This is a genomic window from Actinomadura citrea (assembly GCF_013409045.1).
GTDB classification, from domain to species: domain Bacteria; phylum Actinomycetota; class Actinomycetes; order Streptosporangiales; family Streptosporangiaceae; genus Spirillospora; species Spirillospora citrea.
In genome coordinates this window covers 4,340,109-4,357,135 of record NZ_JACCBT010000001.1, presented here as the reverse complement: position 1 = coordinate 4,357,135, position 17,027 = coordinate 4,340,109, and the positions used below count along the sequence as shown (strand labels likewise).

14 protein-coding genes are annotated in these 17,027 nt (G+C 74.8%); 5 read left to right on the top strand and 9 right to left on the bottom strand.

Annotation, left to right across the window (positions count from 1 at the left end; translation table 11 throughout):
- The first annotated feature begins 18 nt into the window (after positions 1 to 18).
- Positions 19 to 822: an SDR family NAD(P)-dependent oxidoreductase gene (locus BJ999_RS20325; RefSeq protein WP_179834757.1), complete on the top strand. Its 804-nt coding sequence runs from the start codon at positions 19 to 21 to the stop codon at positions 820 to 822.
- A 105-nt stretch (positions 823 to 927) separates the two neighbouring features.
- Positions 928 to 1,773, top strand: coding sequence for an ATP-binding cassette domain-containing protein (locus BJ999_RS20320; RefSeq protein WP_179834756.1), 846 nt, complete (start codon positions 928 to 930; stop codon positions 1,771 to 1,773).
- On the opposite strand, the gene BJ999_RS20315 is transcribed toward BJ999_RS20320, so the two are convergent.
- The 5 genes from BJ999_RS20315 to BJ999_RS20295 are packed head-to-tail and all read right to left on the bottom strand — an operon-like array spanning position 1,706 to position 9,572.
- Positions 1,706 to 4,921 carry an acetyl-CoA carboxylase family protein gene (locus tag BJ999_RS20315; RefSeq protein ID WP_179834755.1) on the bottom strand — a complete coding sequence of 1,072 codons (3,216 nt, stop codon included), beginning with the start codon at positions 4,919 to 4,921 and terminating at the stop codon, positions 1,706 to 1,708. The two genes, BJ999_RS20320 and BJ999_RS20315, sit on opposite strands and share 68 nt — an antisense overlap.
- 34 nt (positions 4,922 to 4,955) lie before the next feature.
- Positions 4,956 to 6,329, bottom strand: a complete 1,374-nt coding sequence (locus BJ999_RS20310) for a GH1 family beta-glucosidase (RefSeq protein ID WP_179838682.1) — start codon at positions 6,327 to 6,329, stop codon at positions 4,956 to 4,958.
- Between the two features lie 34 nt (positions 6,330 to 6,363).
- On the bottom strand, positions 6,364 to 7,242 hold the full coding sequence (locus tag BJ999_RS20305; protein ID WP_179834754.1) for a carbohydrate ABC transporter permease: 879 nt from the start codon (positions 7,240 to 7,242) through the stop codon (positions 6,364 to 6,366).
- A complete protein-coding gene (locus BJ999_RS20300; RefSeq protein ID WP_179834753.1) occupies positions 7,235 to 8,257 on the bottom strand; it encodes a carbohydrate ABC transporter permease in 1,023 nt (340 codons plus the stop codon). The genes BJ999_RS20305 and BJ999_RS20300 overlap by 8 nt, the downstream gene beginning before the upstream one ends.
- A gap of 4 nt (positions 8,258 to 8,261) precedes the next feature.
- A complete protein-coding gene (locus BJ999_RS20295) occupies positions 8,262 to 9,572 on the bottom strand; it encodes an ABC transporter substrate-binding protein (RefSeq protein WP_179834752.1) in 1,311 nt (436 codons plus the stop codon).
- A gap of 156 nt (positions 9,573 to 9,728) precedes the next feature.
- On the opposite strand from BJ999_RS20295, the gene BJ999_RS20290 reads away from it, so the two are divergent.
- Positions 9,729 to 10,961, top strand: a complete 1,233-nt coding sequence (locus BJ999_RS20290) for an ROK family transcriptional regulator (protein ID WP_179834751.1) — start codon at positions 9,729 to 9,731, stop codon at positions 10,959 to 10,961.
- 25 nt (positions 10,962 to 10,986) lie between these two features.
- Entirely contained in the window at positions 10,987 to 11,580 is a 594-nt protein-coding gene (locus BJ999_RS20285) for a TetR/AcrR family transcriptional regulator (protein ID WP_179834750.1), read from the top strand.
- A 3-nt stretch (positions 11,581 to 11,583) separates the two neighbouring features.
- Here the strand turns inward: BJ999_RS20285 and BJ999_RS20280 are convergent, their stop codons facing one another.
- Positions 11,584 to 13,017, bottom strand: a complete 1,434-nt coding sequence (locus BJ999_RS20280; protein WP_218935149.1) for an aldehyde dehydrogenase family protein — start codon at positions 13,015 to 13,017, stop codon at positions 11,584 to 11,586.
- Between the two features lie 161 nt (positions 13,018 to 13,178).
- Here BJ999_RS20280 and BJ999_RS20275 point away from each other — a divergent pair, with 161 nt between their 5' ends.
- Positions 13,179 to 14,360 (top strand): acyl-CoA dehydrogenase family protein, encoded by a 1,182-nt coding sequence (locus BJ999_RS20275; protein WP_179834749.1) that lies wholly within the window; start codon positions 13,179 to 13,181, stop codon positions 14,358 to 14,360.
- A gap of 40 nt (positions 14,361 to 14,400) precedes the next feature.
- Here BJ999_RS20275 and BJ999_RS20270 read toward each other — a convergent pair whose 3' ends face one another.
- The 3 genes from BJ999_RS20270 to BJ999_RS20260 all read right to left on the bottom strand — a co-directional run bounded on the left by BJ999_RS20270 (position 14,401) and on the right by BJ999_RS20260 (position 16,997).
- Complete coding sequence (locus tag BJ999_RS20270; RefSeq protein WP_179834748.1) at positions 14,401 to 15,192, bottom strand: enoyl-CoA hydratase/isomerase family protein; 792 nt, start codon at positions 15,190 to 15,192, stop codon at positions 14,401 to 14,403.
- Entirely contained in the window at positions 15,189 to 16,154 is a 966-nt protein-coding gene (locus BJ999_RS20265; RefSeq protein WP_179834747.1) for an alpha/beta hydrolase, read from the bottom strand. Before BJ999_RS20265 ends, BJ999_RS20270 begins: the two co-directional genes overlap by 4 nt.
- A 93-nt stretch (positions 16,155 to 16,247) precedes the next feature.
- On the bottom strand, positions 16,248 to 16,997 hold the full coding sequence (locus BJ999_RS20260) for a gamma-glutamyl-gamma-aminobutyrate hydrolase family protein (protein ID WP_179834746.1): 750 nt from the start codon (positions 16,995 to 16,997) through the stop codon (positions 16,248 to 16,250).
- Positions 16,998 to 17,027 lie beyond the last annotated feature (30 nt).

Here is a 17,027-nt window from a genome sequence, read left to right as displayed (position 1 = left end):
TGTGTGACGTTGGTCCGCATGGCGACTCTCACCGGACGGTCCGCTCTGGTCACGGGAGCCTCGTCGGGCATCGGCGCCGTGGTGGCGGAGGCGCTCGCCGCCGCCGGGGCGCGGGTCGGCCTGGTGGCGCGGCGCAAGGACAGGCTCGCGGAGGTGCTCTCCCGGTGCCGTGAGCACGCCCCGGACTCGGCGATGTGGGCGGCCGACCTCGCCGACCTCGACGCCGTCGCCGACCTCGCCGCCGAGGCCGAACGCGAGCTCGGCGGCGTCGACGTGCTGGTCAACAACGCGGGGATGCCGAAGCGGCGCCGCGTCCAGGACCTGTCCCCCGCCGAGGCCGACGAGGTGATGCGGCTCAACTACCTGTCCCCCGTGCGGCTCACGCTGGCGCTGCTGCCCGGCATGGTCGCGCGCGGGCGCGGGCACCTGGTGGCGATGGGCTCGGTCGCGGCGCGGCTGGGCCCGCCGCACGAGGCGGCCTACTCCGCGTCCAAGGCCGCGCTCACGGCGTTCTGGGAGAGCATGGCGGTCGATCTGGACGGCACCGGCGTGCAGGTCCACGTGATCCAGCCCGCGCTCATCGCCGGGACGGAGCTGTTCGCCCTTCCCGGCAACGAGCCGCCGCTCAGCGACGTGTCGGACGCGCTGCCGCCGCAGGAGGTGGCCGCGGCCGTGCTGGAGGTCCTGGAGAGCGGGCGGTTCGAGCGGTACGTGCCGGGCTGGTTCGGCGAAATGGCCTCCGGGAAGGCCGCCGACGTCGAGGCGTTCGTCGCCGGGGTCAAGGAGTGGACCCGCGGCAGGCTCGCACCCCCGGCGCCCTGACCGTCCCCCCGCCTTCTCCACGCTTCGTTGCCGCCGCCCGCGCGCCTCAGTAGGGTGTGAATCCGCCAGTGATCCACATCACACGAGGCGTGAGGGGCGGATGCCATGGCCGCTGCGGAGGGCCTGCGGGTGCGGGACGTGACGGTCCGCTTCGGCCCGCTGACGGCGGTCGACGGGGCGGGGCTGACCGCTCCGCCCGGCGCGGTCACCGGCCTGGTCGGCCCGAGCGGCGCCGGAAAGACGACGCTGTGCGACGTGATCACGGGGTTGCGGCGCCCGGCGGCGGGCGCCGTCCTGCTGAACGACGCCGACCTGACGCGCAGCGCGGCGCGGGAACGGGCCCGGCGCGGCATCGCGCGCACGTTCCAGCGGTCGGACGCGGCCGGGCCGGCGACCGTCCGGGAGGCGGTCCAGGCCGCCGCGGCCAGGCACGCGATGACGCGGGAGCAGCCGGGGCGCACCGCGCGGGACCGGTGGCGGCGCCGCTTCGAGGCGCGGCGCGACGCGGGCGCCGTCGCCGAAGCGCTCCTCGCCCGGGTCGGCATCCGGGACCACGCGGACAGGCCCGTCCGGGACGCGCCGACCGGCGTCGCCGGGTTGGTGGACCTGGCGCGGGCCCTGGCCGCCGAACCGGCCGTGCTCGTGCTGGACGAGCCGTGGGCGGGCCTTCCGGTGCGGCACGCGCGGGCGCTGGAGGTCCTGCTGCGGGACCTGGCCGAGGAGGGGCTGGCGGTGCTGGTCGTCGAGGACGAGATCGAGCCGGTGCTCGGCGTCTGCGACGTCCTGCATGTCCTGGACGACGGCAAGGTGATCGCCGCCGGGCCCCCGGCGGAGGTGCGGGCCGATCCCCGTGTGCGCGACGCCTACCGCACCGGCCCGCCCTTCACCACGTGTCGATCCACGGGCGCGGACGGTCGCCGGTCTGCGGGGCGGCGGCCAGCACGGCGGTGATCCAGCGCCGCGTCTCGGCGGGGTCGATGACGTCGTCCAGCTCGAACACGGTGGCCGCGTGGAGCGCCTTGCCGTGCTCGTAGGCCGCGGCGACCATCTGCTCGAACATCGCGCGCGGATCCTCGGCGGCCTCCAGTTCGGCGCGGAACCCGAGCCGGACGGCGCCCTCCAGCCCCATGCCGCCGATCTCGCCGGTGGGCCAGGCGAGGGTCGCGAGCGGCGCCGTGAACCCGCCGCCCGCCATGGCCTGCGCGCCGAGCCCGTAGCCCTTGCGCAGCACGATCGTGACGATCGGGACGCGCAGGTTGGCGCCGATGACGAACAGGCGGCTGAAATGCCGGACGGTGGCGGTCCGCTCGGCGTCCGGGCCGACCATGAAGCCGGGGGTGTCGCACAGGGACACCACCGGCAGGCCGTGCGCGTCGCACAGCTGCAGGAACCGGGCGGCCTTGTCCGCGGCGTCGCGGTCGATGGCGCCGCCGAGGTGCGCCGGGTTGCTGGCGATCAGGCCCATCGGGCGGCCCTCGACGCGGACCAGCGCGGTGATGATCCCGACCCCGAACGCGCGGCGCAGCTCCAGCACCGACCCGGTGTCGGCGAGGTGGGCGACGGCGCGGCGGACGTCGTAGGCGCGCAGCCGGTTCTCCGGGACGAGGTGCCGCAGGATCCGCTGGTCGTCGCAGGTCCAGCCGTCCGTCGGGCCCCGGAAGTAGGACAGGTAGCGGCGGGCCGCCCGGACCGCCTCGGCCTCGTCGTCCACCACGATGTCGATGACGCCGTTCGGTTCCTGGTCGCCGACCGGGCCGATCTCCTCGGGCGTGAAGACGCCGAGGCCGCCGCCCTCGATCATGGCGGGGCCGCCCATGCCGATGTTGGCGTCCCGGGTGGCGATGATGACGTCGCAGCAGCCGAGCAGGGCCGCGTTCCCGGCGAAGCAGCGCCCGCTCGCGACGCCGACGGACGGGACGGCGCCGCTGAGCCGCCCCATCGCGTGGAACGTCGTCACGTCCAGGGCCGAGACGGCGGTGGTGTCGGTGTCGCCGGGGCGTCCCCCGCCGCCCTCGGCGAACAGCACCAGCGGCAGGCGGCGGCGCTGGGCGATGTCGAGCATGCGGTCGGTCTTGCGGTGGTTCAGGTGGCCCTGCGTCCCGGCGAGGACGGTGTAGTCGTAGGACACGACGACGGCCTGCGCGCCGTCGACGTCGCCGATCCCGCAGACCATGCCGTCGCCGGGGGTGCGCTCGATGAGGTCGTCGAGGGAGCGGCGCCGCCGCTGCGCGGCGATGACGAGGGCGCCGTACTCGACGAACGTGCCCGCATCGCACAGGTCGTCGATGTTCTCCCGCGCGGTGCGGCGACCGCGCGCGTGCCGCTTGGCCACCGCCTCCGGGCGGGCCGCGTCGAGCCCGATCTCGTGCCGGCGCAGCGTCTCGGCGAGGTCGGCGCGGATCAGGTCGAGGTCGGCCGCCTCGTCCTCGGCGGCGTGGCCGCCGCCTCCCTCGGCGGGCTCGGTGAACAGCAGCGGCGCGCCCTCGGCGACGGTGTCGCCGGGCGCGGCGGCCAGGGCCCGGACGATGCCCGGCTCCCCCGCGCGGACGACGTGCTCCATCTTCATCGCTTCGAGGATCAGCACCGGCGCCCCGGCCCGGACGAGGTCGCCTTCGGCCACCTCGACGCTCACGACCGTCCCCTGCGTCGGCGCGGGGACCGCGACCGTGCCGGGCGGCGCGTCCGGGACGGTGGCGGGCTCGGGCCCGGCGGTGCTCCGGGCCGTCTCGACGTAGTACCGGCGGTGCTCGCTCTCCAGCAGCTCGGGCAGGTGGTCGGCGATGAACGACGTGCCCGCGCCGCCGGACGTGAAGCCGGGGTGGCGCAGCACGCCCTGCAGCAGCGGAATGCTCGTCGCCACGCCCGCGATCTCGAACTCGCCGAGGGCGCCGTGGGCGCGGGCGGCGGCGGACGGCAGGTCCTCCGCGCGGGCGATGACCTTGGCGAGCAGCGGGTCGTAGCGCGGGCTCGTGCGGTGGCCGGCGTACCCGTGGGTGTCGACGCGGACGCCGGGCCCGGACGGCGGCGCGAACGCGGTGAGCGTCCCGGCGCTCGGACGCGGCGCGCCGTCCGCACCGATCGTCTCGGCGTTGACCCGCACCTGGACGGCGCAGCCGGACGCCCGCGGCGGCGCGGCCAGGCCCACCCCGGCGAGATCCTCCCCCATCGCCAGCCTGATCTGCGCCTTCACCAGGTCGACGCCGGTGATCTCCTCGGTCACGGTGTGCTCGACCTGGAGCCGGGGGTTGGCCTCCAGGAACCAGAACCCCTCGCCGCCGACGAGGAACTCGAAGGTGCCGAGGCCCTCGTAGCGGACCCGGGCCGCCATCCGCAGGGCGGCGTCCAGCAGCGCGTCCCTGACGCGGCCGGGCAGCGCGGGCGCGGGGGCGATCTCGATCAGCTTCTGGTGGCGGCGCTGGACGCTGCAGTCGCGCTCCCACAGATGGGTGACGGCGCCGGAGCCGTCGCCCGCGACCTGGACCTCGATGTGGCGGGCCCGCGGCACGTACTTCTCGGCGTACAGCTCGCCGCCGCCGAAGGAGGCGAGCGCCTCCGACCGGCACCGCTCGTAGGCGTCCGCCACGGCGGCGGGCCCGGTGACGACGCGCATGCCGCGGCCGCCGCCGCCCGCGAGCGCCTTGATCACGACGGTGCCGTGCTCGCGCGCGAACGCCTCGGCCTCGGCCAGGCTCGCCGCGCCGGGCGTGCCGGGAGTCACGGGCACGCCCGCCTCCCGCGCCAGGCCGCGCGACCTGGTCTTGTCGCCGAACAGCTCCAGCAGCTCCGGGCGAGGGCCGACGAAGGCCAGCCCGGCCGCGGCGCAGCCGGCGGCGAAGCCCGCGTTCTCGCTCAGGAAGCCGTAGCCGGGGTGGACGGCCGTGGCGCCGGCGTCCGTCGCGGCGGCGATGAACGCGTCGGCGTCGAGGTATCCGGCGACGCCTTCGCCGGGCAGGACGCGCGTCTCGTCGGCGCGCCGGATGTGCGGCGCGGCGGCGTCGTCGCGGGTGTGCACGGCGACCGTCCGCAGGCCCAGCTCGGACGCGGCCCGGACGACCCGCAGCGCGATCTCTCCCCGGTTGGCCACAAGGATCCCGCCCACCCGGCCTCCTCACCTCGCCCGCACCGGTCGGCCCTCACTCTAGGGAGCGGGACGCCAGGGGCCGCGCCCGGAGGTCCCGGTGCGCGCGGATGATCTCGGCGTAGCGGCGCCCGCTGTCCTTGACGCGGCGCTCCTGGGTGGCGAAATCGACGTGCACGAGACCGAACCGCTGCGCGTACCCGTAGGCCCACTCGAAGTTGTCCAGCAGCGACCAGGCGAAGTAGCCGTCCAGGGGGACGCCCGCGCGGATCGCCGACGCGCACGCCGACAGGTGCCCCTCCAGGTAGGCGGTGCGCTCGGCGTCGTGGACGGCCCCGCCGGGCGCCACGGTGTCGGCGTAGGCGGCGCCGTTCTCGGTGACCATGATGCTGCGCGGCGCGTAGTCCTCGGTGACGCGGACGAGGATCTTCGCCAGCCGGTCCGGATGGATCTCCCAGTCCATGCCGGTGCGCGGCGTTCCCGCCGGGGTGATCTGCCGCACGTGCGGCGGCGGGCCGCCGGGGTCGGCGACGGTGACGGACCGGCGGTAGTAGTTGACCCCGAGCCAGTCCAGCGGCGCGGCGATCGCCTCCAGGTCGCTGGTCCGCACCGGCGGCTCCACCCCGTACACCTCGATCATGTCGGCGGGGAACCCGCGGCCGTGGATCGGGTCGAGCCACCAGCGGTTGTGGTGGCCGTCCTCGCGCCGCGCCGCCGCCGCGTCCGCCTCGTCCTCGCCGCCCGGCTCGCAGTCGGTGAGCAGGTTGACGACGCCGACGCGGGCGCCGGGGGCCGCCGCGCGCACGGCCTGCGCACCGAGGCCGTGCGCCAGCAGCAGGTGGTAGGCGGCGGGCACGGCCGCGCGGATGTCGGCGACGCCGGGCGCCATGGTCCCCTGCAGGTGCCCGATCCAGGCCGCGCACACCGGCTCGTTCAGCGTCGCCCACGACGTGACGCGGTCGCCGAGCGCGGCGGCGACGACGGAGGCGTACTCGGCGAACCGCCCGGCGGTGTCGCGGGACGGCCAGCCGCCGCGGTCCTGCAGCGCCTGCGGCAGGTCCCAGTGGTACAGGGTCGGGTGGGGCTCGATCCCGGCCGTGAGCAGGGCGTCCACGAGCCGGTCGTAGAAGGCCAGGCCGGCCGCGTTGACCGGGCCGCCGCCGGCGGGCAGCACCCGCGGCCAGGCGATCGAGAACCGGTAGGCGCGCAGCCCGAGCTCCGCCATCAGCGCCAGGTCCGCGGGCCAGCGGTGGTAGTGGTCGCAGGCGACGTCGCCGGTGTCGCCCCCGGCGATCGCGCCCGGGACGCGGCAGAACGCGTCCCAGATGGAGGGGGCGCGGCCGTCCTCAGCGACGGCCCCCTCGACCTGGTAGGCGGAGGTGGCCGCCCCCCAGGCGAAGTCGGGGCCGAAAGCGGTCAGGTCGTCGATGGGCACGGGTCTCCCTCGGGGTCGTCGAGACGGGTCACTTGACGGAGCCGGCGGTCAGCCCGGCCACCAGGAAGCGCTGGAGCAGCAGGAACCCGGCGACGACGGGGACGCTCACCACGAGGGAGGCGGCCATCACCTGGTTCCAGTACACCTCGTGCTGCGTGGAGTAGCCCTGCAGCCCGATCGCGAGGGTGCGGGTCTGGTCGTTGGTCATGACCGAGGCGAACAGGACCTCGCCCCAGGCCGTCATGAACGCGTAGACGGTCACCGCGACGATGCCGGGCAGCGACGCCGGGACGATCACCCGAAGCAGCGCGCCGACCGGCCCGCAGCCGTCCACCCGGGCCGCCTCGTCCAGCTCCCGCGGGATCGACTCGAAGTAGCCGGCGAGCATCCAGATCGAGAACGGGAGCGAGAACGTCAGGTAGGTCAGGATGAGCGCGCCGCGGCTGCCGTAGAGGGCGACGCCGGTCGCGTTCCCCGCGTTCACGAAGATCAGGAACAGCGGGAGCAGGAACAGGATCCCCGGGAACATCTGCGTGGACAGCACCGTCACCGTGAACGCCCGGCGGCCGGCGAACCGGTACCGGCTGACGGCGTACGCCGCGCCGATCGCGATCGCCACGGACGCCAGCGTCGCGCCGCCCGCCACGATCACGCTGTTGGCGAAGTAGCGGGCCAGCGGCACGGTCGACCACATGTCGACGTAGGGGCGGATCGTCGGCTGCGACGGGATCCACCGGAACCGCCGCTGCACGTCCTCCAGGGGCTTCAGCGACGAGCTGACCATCGCGTAGACCGGGAGGAGGGTGAACGCGGCGAGCAGGGCCAGCACGATCCGCCGCGTCCAGACGAACGAGGCGGGCGGGTCGGTCGGCGCCCGCCCCGTGCGGACGGGGCGCGTGTCAGCCATGCGCGGGCCTCCTCCTCGACGTGGCGAACAGGTACGCCGCCGTGGCCAGCAGCAGGAACAGCAGGAGCAGCACCGACATCGCCGAGCCCGTCCCGAAGTTCCAGGTGACGAACGAGGCGTGGTAGATGTGCACCGAGACCAGGTCTCCGCCGTCCGGCGCGGCCTTGCCGAACAGGACGAACGGCGTGTTGAAGTCGTTGAACGTCCACAGGAACAGCACCAGGACGAGCACCTGGTTGACGGGCCGCAGCGCCGGAAGCGTGATGTGCCGGATCTGCCGCCACACGCCCGCGCCGTCCAGCGCCGAGGCCTCGTACAGGTCGCGGGAGATGCTCTGCATCCCGGCGGTCAGCACCAGGAAGGCGAACGGCCACGACCGCCACACGACGACGGTGACCAGGGCCCAGAAGCTGTTGCCGCCGATCAGCCAGAACGGCCGGTCCCCGCCGGTCAGGTGCAGCTGGTCGGCCAGCAGGTGGTTCACCAGCCCGTTGTCGCGCTGGAACATGAACGCCCAGGTCATCACGGCGGCGTAGACCGGCAGCGCGTACGGGACGAGGAAGAGCGCGCGCAGCGGCCCGCGCCCCCGGAAGCGGTCCTGCATGAGGATGGCCGCGGCGGTGCCGAACAGCCACGACAGCGCGACCGCCAGGAGCGTGACGGCGAGCGTGACCAGGAACGAGCGCAGCAGGTCCGCGCCGATCGCGCCGTCGGCGTCCACCGCGACGCGGTAGTTGCCGAGTCCCCTGCCGGGCGCCTTCGACCAGTCGCGGATGTAGAAGAGGGTGAGCTCCTTGAAGCTCATCCAGACCCCGACGGCGATCGGGACCACGTGGACGATCAGCTCGGCGACGACCGCGGGCGCGAGCAGCAGGTACGGCAGCGCGCCCGGCGGCAGCCGCGGCCGCCTCCCGCGCCGCGTCCCGGCGGGCCCCCGCCCGCCGGGCCCGGTCTCCCCCGGCCGCGCCGTCCCCCCGGCGGAGACGGCGGCGGCCGACACCTCGGCAGAGGTCATGCGGCTAGCCGCCCATCTGCTGCTGGGCGGCGGCGAGCCGCTCCCGCACCTTGGCCTCGGTGATCGGGCGGCCTGCTGCGGCGTCGGCGAACAGCTCCTTCATCGCGGTGCCGACGGCCGTCTCGAACTGGCTCTCCTGCGGCACCTGCGGCAGCGGCGCCGCGCTCGTGGCGAGAACGCGCTTGAAGACCTTGAGGTCGGCGGTGTCGAAGGCCGGGTCGCTCTGCGCGGAGACGACCGAGGGCAGCGAACCGTACGCCCTGTTGAGGATCTTCTGCTCCTCGTCGCCGGTCATGAACTTCACGAACTTCAGCGCGCCTTCGCGATTGCCGGTGCTCTTGAAGACCGCGATGTTGATGCCGGCGACCATGGAGGTGATGTTCCGGCCGCCCGGCGGCGCGGGGGACGGCCTGGGGGTCGGCACGACGCCCCAGTCGCCGGGCTTCATGCCGAGGTTGGTGAGCCCGCTGGTGGTGGCCTGCCACAGCAGCATCGCGGCCTTGCCGGTGGCGAAGTCGTTCAGCGACTGGTTGGCCGAGTACTCGGCGTTGCCCGGCGCGGCGATCTTCTCCTTGCCGAGCAGGTCGACGTAGGACTTGACCGCCGCGACGGCCTGCGGGGTGGCGAACTGGGGCCTGCCGTCCGGGGTGAAGAAGTCGGCGCCGTACATCTGGCCGAGCGTGAACGCCTGGTGGACGTTCTCGGGGATGCTGGCGCCCTCGATCGCGATGCCGTACCTGCCGTCCTTGGTGAGCTCGCGGCCGGCGTCGATCAGTTCCCGCCACGTCCCGGGCGGTTCCAGGTTCGCGTCCGCGAACATCTTCTTGTTGTAGTAGAGGCCGTAGGCGAGGGAGTAGAGCGGGACGGCGGCCGGGTCCCTGCCCTTGGCGCCCGCGGCGGCGAGCGCGGCGGGCACGAACCGCCGCGCGCCGCCGACCTCGGCCATCGCGGCGGAGTCGAAGGGCAGCAGGCCGCCGGTCGCCTGCAGCGACGCCGACCAGGTGTTGCCGATGTTGAGCACGTCCGGTCCCTGGCCGGAGGTGGTGGCGGCGAGGATGCGGTTGAGCAGGTCGGTCCAGGGGACGACCTCCAGCTTCACCTTGATGCCGGTCTGCTTCTCGAACTTGGCCAGCTCGGGGTCCAGCACCTTCCGGTCGGCCGCGAGGTCGGTGCCCTGGTTGCTGGCCCAGTAGGTCAGCGTCTTCGGGTCGCCGTTCCCGCCGCCGGACGTGGTGCCGCCGCCGCAGCCCGCCGCGGAGGTGGCCAGGAGCCCGGCCGCGAGGACGGCGAGGGCCCGCGAGGGGGTAGGACGCATCGGCTCGGCCTTCCGATCAGGTGACGAGGGTCACTCGGAGAGTTAGATCACACCTTATTTCACGCCGTGATCTAAGCAGTGACATAATGGTGGGGTCAAGACCTGAGAACCTGCGGGGGACGCGGCCCGGCCCGGGCCGCGGGATGAGGGGGGCCGATGCCGGAACGGCGCCGGAGGACCGTGCGCGACCTGCGCCGCACCAACCGGTCGGTACTGCTGAGGCGGCTGTACTTCGACGGGCCGCTCAGCCGCCAGGACCTGGCCCGCGAGACCGGCCTCAGCCCCGCGTCGGTCAGCAACGTGGTCAGCGAGCTGATCGAGGCCGGGCTCGTCGTGGAGGCGGGCAGCGTCGAGTCCGACGGCGGGCGGCCGCGCGTGCTCCTGAAGACCGCGGCCGGTTACGGCCACCTCGTCGGCGTGGACGTCGGCGAGACGCGGGTGATGGTCGAGCTGTTCGACCTGGGGCTGACCCAGCTGGCCAAGGCCGACCTGCCCCTCGGCGACGGCGGCCACGACGAGCGCGCCGTCGTCCGGCACATCCTGGACGGCCTGCCGGCGGTCATCGAGGGCGCGTCGGTCGACCCGGCGTCCATCATCGGCGTCGGGGTCGGCGTCCCCGGCGTGATCGAGCACGGCCCGGAGGCGGTCGTGCACTGCCAGACCATCGGCTGGGACGGCGTGCCGCTGGAGCGGATGCTGCGCGAGGGCACCCGACTGCCGCTGTTCGTGGACAACGGCGCGACGGCGCTCGGCCAGGCGGAGATGTGGTTCGGCGCCGGGCGCGGGCATCGGGGCGCCGTCGTCGCCCTGATCGGATCCGGCGTCGGCGCGGCCGTCATGATCGACGGCTCGCCGTACCGGGGCGCGGCCGGCAGCGCGGGCGAGTGGGGCCACACGACGTCCCGGGTCGGCGGCGCGCCGTGCCGGTGCGGGTCCCGCGGGTGCCTGGAGTCCTATGTCGGCGCGACCGCCCTGCTGGAACACTACAGGGCCGCGGGCGGTCCGGCCGGGACCGACGAGGAGGCGGCGCTCGCCGGGCTGCTGGCCGACCCGTCCGAGGCGGCGGCCGCCCTGCGCGAGGACATCACCGAACACCTCGGCGCGGGCATCGCCGACCTGGTCAACCTGTTCAGCCCGGAGAAGATCATCATCGGCGGCTGGGCGGGGCTGCTGATCGGCGGCCGGATGCTGGACCGGATCGTCGCGGCCACCGCCGCCTACGCGCTGCGCCAGCCGTTCGCGCAGACCTCGATCGAGCTGTGCCACCTCGGGCCGGAGGCGGTGGCCGTGGGCGCGGCCACCCTCCCGCTCGCGCACCTGCTCGACGGCGGCGACCCGGCGGTCTCGCGATGGCCCGGCGGCGGCGCGCGGGGGATAATGGCGTACTGACCAGCATCCTGGAGGGCGACGACACATGGGCACCGCCGGCCGTTCCGTGCGCGAATCCCTGCTGGACGCCGCCGCGGACCTCCTGGTGGAGCGCGGCTACCGGGCCGTCCGGATGCGCGACGTCGCGTCCGCCGCCGGGGTGAGCCGGCAGACCGTCTACAACGAGTTCGGCGACAAGTGGGGCCTCGCGCAGGCGGTCGTGATCCGCGACAACGAGCGCTACCTCGACGGCATCGACGCGGTGCTGTCCGAGCACACCGACCTGTACTCGGCGGTGGTCGCCGCGGTCATGTTCACGCTGGAGACCTCCGCCGACGACCAGCTGAAGAAGGCGGTGCTGACGGGCGCGGGCGGGGACGAGATGCTGCCGCTGCTCACCACGCAGGCCGAGCCGGTGCTGTTCTCCGCCAGCGCCCGCATCGCCGAGCACGCCCTGCGCCAGTGGCCGGATCTGGACCGCGCCGCGCTCACCGAGATCGCCGACGCGGCCGTGCGCCTGACGATGAGCCACATCATGCTCCCGTCCGGGCCTCCGGAGGTCTTCGCCCACTTCGTCGCCCGCATGGTGACCTGCTACATGGCCGCCCCCGCGGGGCACCGGGGCCCGGGCGCCGGATGAGGCTCAGGGGGCGGCGGCCTGGATGTGCACGACCTTGACGGCCGTCATCTCGTCCAGGAGCTCGGGGCCGTACCCGAACCCGTGGCCGCTGGCGCGGCGCGGGGTCGCGGCGCCTCCCGGCGCGCCCCCGAACACCGCGTTGATCTTCACGGTGCCGGCCTCCAGCGTGCGCCAGGCGGCCTGGGCGTGCGCCATGTCGCGGGTGAGGACGGTCGCGGCGAGGCCGTAGCGGGAGCGGTTCGCCGCCGCCAGCGCCTGCTCGAACCCGGTCACGGTGCGGACGGGGGCGACGGGGCCGAAGGTCTCCTCCGCCATGATCGCCATGTGGTCGGCGCAGCCCGCGAGGACGGTCGCCGGGTAGAAGCAGCCGGGGCCCTCCGGCAGGCGCGCGCCGGTCAGCACCCGCGCCCCCTCCGCGAGCGCCTTCTCCACCTGCTGGTGGACCTTGGTGCGGTGGCGCTCGTCGACGAGGGGCCCGAGCTCGGTGGACGGGTCGGCGCCGGGCCCCGGGCGCAGGTTCCGCGCGCGGGCGGCGAGCGCGTCCAGGAACGGCTCGGCCACGGCCTCGTGCACGTAGACGCGCTCGACCGAGGTACAGATCTGCCCGGCGTTGGCGAAGCACCCGAGAGCGGCCTGCCCGGCGGCCCAGGACGGGTCGACCCCCGCGTCCACGATCAGCGGGTCGTTGCCCCCGTTCTGAAGGACGGTCCTCGCGCCGGTCCGTGCGGCCAGCTCGGCGACGCGGCGGCCGGCGAGGGTGGAGCCGACGTGCGCGACGACGTCCGCGCCCCCGTGCCCGGCGAGGGCCTCGCCGACCGCGCCGCCGCCGGTGACCATGTTCAGGACCCCGTCCGGCAGGCACCCGGCGACGAGCTCGGCGAGCATCGCGCCGGTGTGGGGCGTGCGCTCGGACGGCTTGTGCACGACGGCGTTGCCCGTCGCCACGGCCGCGCCGACCAGCCCGCAGGCGATCACGACCGGATCGTTCCACGGCGTGATGGCGGCGACGACGCCCCACGGCTCGCGGACCATGAAGTCGGCGGCGTCCGGTCCGCCGGGGAGGCTGCGCCCCCCGTGCAGCGGCCCCAGCTCGGCGTACTGGCGCAGCGCGCCGATCCCGGCCTCCACGCCGCCGAGCGCGTCGCCGGTCGGCTTGCCCATCTCCACCGTCACCAGGGCGGCCAGCTCGTCCATGCGCTCCTCGACCGCGCGCGCGGCCGCGTGCAGGGCCGCGCCCCGTTCGGCCGCCGGGGCGGCCGCCCAGCCGGGTGCGGCGCCGCGGGCCGCGGCCACCGCCGTGTCCACGTCCGCCGCCGAGGAGGCGGCCACCACTCCCAGCGGCTCGCCGGTGGCCGGATCGGTCACCGTGAACGTCTCGTCCGCGGCGCCCTGGCTCCACCGTCCGCCGGCCAGCATCCACCTGTCGCGCGGCCGCATGGCCTCCCCCTCCCGTGTCGCCTCCCTCTGGCCGGGCCCCGTGCCGAGGTCCCCGTGTCGCCTACCCGGGGAGAGGCGCTTCAATGGCCCACCCCGCGTCAGTGAGCACTTACTCGCGTCCGCTACCGTGAGCGCAGGCGAGAACGTGTGAGGGAGGCGCGATGGACTTCGACCTGCCGGAGGGCGCGGCCGCGGTGCGCGAGGGCGTGCTGGCCGTCGCCGGGAAGTACGACCAGGACTACTGGGGCCGGTGCGACACGGACAAACGCTGGCCGGAGGAGGTCTGGCGGGAGCTGGTCGACGGCGGCTGGCACAGCCTGGCGATCCCCGAGGAGTACGGCGGCGGGGGCCAGGGTCTGCTGGAGCTCGCGGTGGCCCTGGAGGCACTCGCCGAGGGCGGGGCGGGTGGCGCCGCCTCCTTCATGTACCTGCTGACACCCGCCTTCGGCGGCCTCACCATCGCCCGGCACGGCACCGCCGAGCAGAGGCGCGAGCTCCTGCCGAAGATCGCCTCCGGCGAGGTCGAGACGTGTTTCGCCATCACCGAGCCGGACGCGGGCAGCAACGCCATCAACATCTCCACCCAGGCGCGCCGCGACGGCGACTCCTTCGTCGTCAGCGGCCAGAAGATCTGGATCTCCGGCGTCGAGCGCGCCGACTTCCTCGTCCTGGTCACCCGGACGATCCCGGCCGCCGAGGCCCGCCCCCGCACCGCCGGCTTCACCGTCCTGCTGGTGGACGTCAAGGAGGCCGTGGCCGCGGGAACGCTGACCTACCGGCCGATCCCGAAGCTCGGCACCAACACCGTCGCCTCCAGCATGGTCTTCCTGGACGGTGTGCGCGTGCCCGCCGACCGGGTCCTCGGCGAGCCCGACCAGGGCTTCGCCGTCCTGTGGGACATCCTCAACCCCGAGCGGATCCTGGCCGCGGCGGGCGGCGTCGGGTCCGGCGGCCTGGTGCTGAGGCTCGCCTGCGAGTACGCCGGCGAGCGCGCCCCGTTCGGCACGCCGATCGGGGCGAACCAGGCCGTCGCGTTCCCGCTCGCGCGGATCAAGGCGCAGCTGGAGCTGGCCCGGCTGATGACCTACAAGGCCGCCTGGCTGTGGGACCGCGGCCGGCCCTGCGGCTCGGAGGCCAACATCGCCAAGCTCACCGCGGCGGACGCGGCCTGGCAGGCGGCCGACCGGGCGTTCCAGACCTACGGCGGCATGGCGTACTCCCTGGAGTACCCGATCGCCCGGATGTTCCGGGACGCCCGCATCGCCAAGAACATCCCGGTCGCCGAGGAGCTCGTCCTCGCCCACATCGCCCAGCACGAACTGGGACTCCCCAAGTCGTACTGAGCCGGACCGCGCGGGGCGCACGGGATGCGCCGGCGGCGCCTCAGCCGAACCGGGGCGGGCGCTTCTCCCGGACCGCCGCGACGCCCTCGCGCACGTCCGGCCCGGTGAACCCGAAGAACTCCATCGCCAGGGAGGCGTCGAACGTCGGCCCGGCGAGGCGCAGCCAGTTGTTCAGCGCGTGCTTGGTGAACGACAGCGCCTCGGCGGGCCCGGCGGCGAGCCGGCCTGCGATCTCCAGCGCGCGCTCGTGCACCTGCGCGTCGTCCACGCACAGCGAGACCAGGCCGATCCGCTCGGCCTCCTCGCCGGTGAGGACGTCGTTGAGCAGCAGGTAGTACTTGGCCTTCGCGAGCCCGCACAGCAGCGGCCACACGATCGCCGCGTGGTCGCCGGCCGCGACGCCCAGCCGCGTGTGACCATCGATGATCTTCGCGGTGCGGCCCGCGACGGAGACGTCGGCCAGCAGCGCGACCGCGAGCCCCGCCCCCACCGCCGGGCCCTGGACGGCGCTGACCACCGGCTTGGAGCAGTTCAGCACGTTCATCACGATGTCGCGGGCCTCGCGCATGATCCGGCGGCGGGCGGCGTGGTCGGTCATCATCTCCTCGATCATGGCGAGGTCTCCGCCGGCGGAGAACGCCGTCCCCTCCCCCCGCACGAGCACCACGCGCGCCTCGTCGTCGGCGTCGGCGTCGCGCCAGATCTCCGCCAGCTCGCGGTGCCCGGTGGTGTCGACCGCGTTCAGCTTGCCCGGCGTGCTGATGGTGACCCGCAGCACCCCGTCCGCCGCCCAGTCGATCTTCAGCCGCTCGTACGCGTCGTACCGCGTCATGCCGCACTCCCCTGCCGCGAGTGGTCGTCGAATGCCGCGCGCAATCGTCGCACAGCGAACTCCACCGCCTCGGCGCCGGCGTCGAAGATCTCGGGCAGCAGGAAGAAGGAGTGCACGACGCCGTCGTAGCGGCGCAGCTCGACCGGCACGCCGGCCGCGGCGAGGCGGCGCGCGTAGCCCTCGGCCTCGTCGCGAAGGATGTCGCACTCGGCGGTGATCACGGTGGCGGGCGCGGCGCCGGCCAGGTCCGGGGCGCGCAGCGGGGCGAGCCGGGGGTCGGACGGGTCGGCGCCGTCCCGGTAGAGGTCCATGAACCGGGCGAGCGACCCGGCGTCCAGCCCGTAGCCCGTCCCGTACTCCCGCCAGCTCGGGGTGTCCTTCGCCGTGTCGGTCACCGGGTAGACGAGCAGCTGGTGGGCGAGGGGGACCCCGGCGTCCCTGGCCAGCAGCGCGGCGACGGCGGCGAGGTTCCCGCCGGCGCTGTCGCCGGCGACCGCCACGGCCCCGCTCAGCACGCCGTACCGGCCGGGCTCGCGCGCGACCGAGGACACCACGGCCCAGGCGTCGTCCACCGCCGCGGGGAACGGGTGCTCCGGAGCCAGCCGGTAGCCGACGTTCAGCACGACGCACCCCGCCGAGTCCGCCAGGTCGCGGCAGAAGGCGTCCACGTTGTCGAGGCCACCGAGCACCCACCCCCCGCCGTGCAGGTACACGACGGCCGGCAGCGGCCCCCGCTCGGGCGGCGCCGGCCGGTACAGGCGCACCGGCACGGGCCCCCCTGGGCCGGGCACCTCGATGTCGCCGACCCACGGAAGCTCGCGCCGCACGACCGGGAAGGCCGCGCCGATCCGCTCCCGCATCTCCGCGATCGTGGGCTCGGCGGGCCCGTCCCGCCCCGATGGCGCGGCGGTCCACGAGGCGAGCTGCTCCAGAAAGCTCACGGTCTGCGGGTGCAGGGGCATGCGGCGGCCTCCGGTGGGGGGACAACGGCGGAAATCCACCCGTCGACTTGCCCGGTGACCCGGCCGCCAATCCCCTGCGTCGGCTCCCCCGCGTCAGCGTCCGGCGGCTGCGACGACGAGGGCCTCGAACAGCCGCCTGTCGTCGCCCTCCTCGGGGTGCCACTGCACCCCGAGCCCGAAACGGTGGCCCTGCAGCTCCACCGCCTCCACCACCTGGTCCTCGGTCCAGGCGACGGCGGTCAGGCCCTTGCCGAGGCGGCTCACCGCCTGGTGGTGGTAGGTGGGGACGTCGGACGAGGCGCCGAGGATCCCGCCGATCCGGCTCCCCTCGCCGATCCGCACGCGGTGCGAGCCGACGAGCCCGACCTCCGGGGCGTGCCCCCTGTGGCCCACCGCCTCCGGCAGGTGCTGGACGAGGGCACCGCCGCGCGCGACGTTCAGCACCTGCATGCCCCTGCAGATCGCCAGGAAGGGCAGGTCGGCGTCGACGGCGGCGCGGGCGAGGGCCAGCTCGAACCGGTCACGCTGCGGCTGCGGCGGCCCGGTCTCGGGATGCCGGACGGCGCCGTACAGCTCCGGGTCGAGATCGCCGCCACCCGCCAGCACGACGCCGTCCAGCCGGGAGACCAGGGTGTCCAGTCCGCGCAGGGTCGCGGCCGGGGGCAGCAGGACCGGGACGCCGCCGGCCCGCTCGACCGAGCGCGCGTACGGCACGGGCAGCAGGGCCGCCTCGCGCACCCAGACCCCCCAGCGAGCCGGCTCCTGGTAGGTGGTGATGCCGATGAGCGGCGGCCCGCCCTCACCGGCCGCCGGATGCGGCGCTCCGCGCGCGGCTCCTGACATGCGTTTCTCCCCCCGTGCTGGACACCGGCC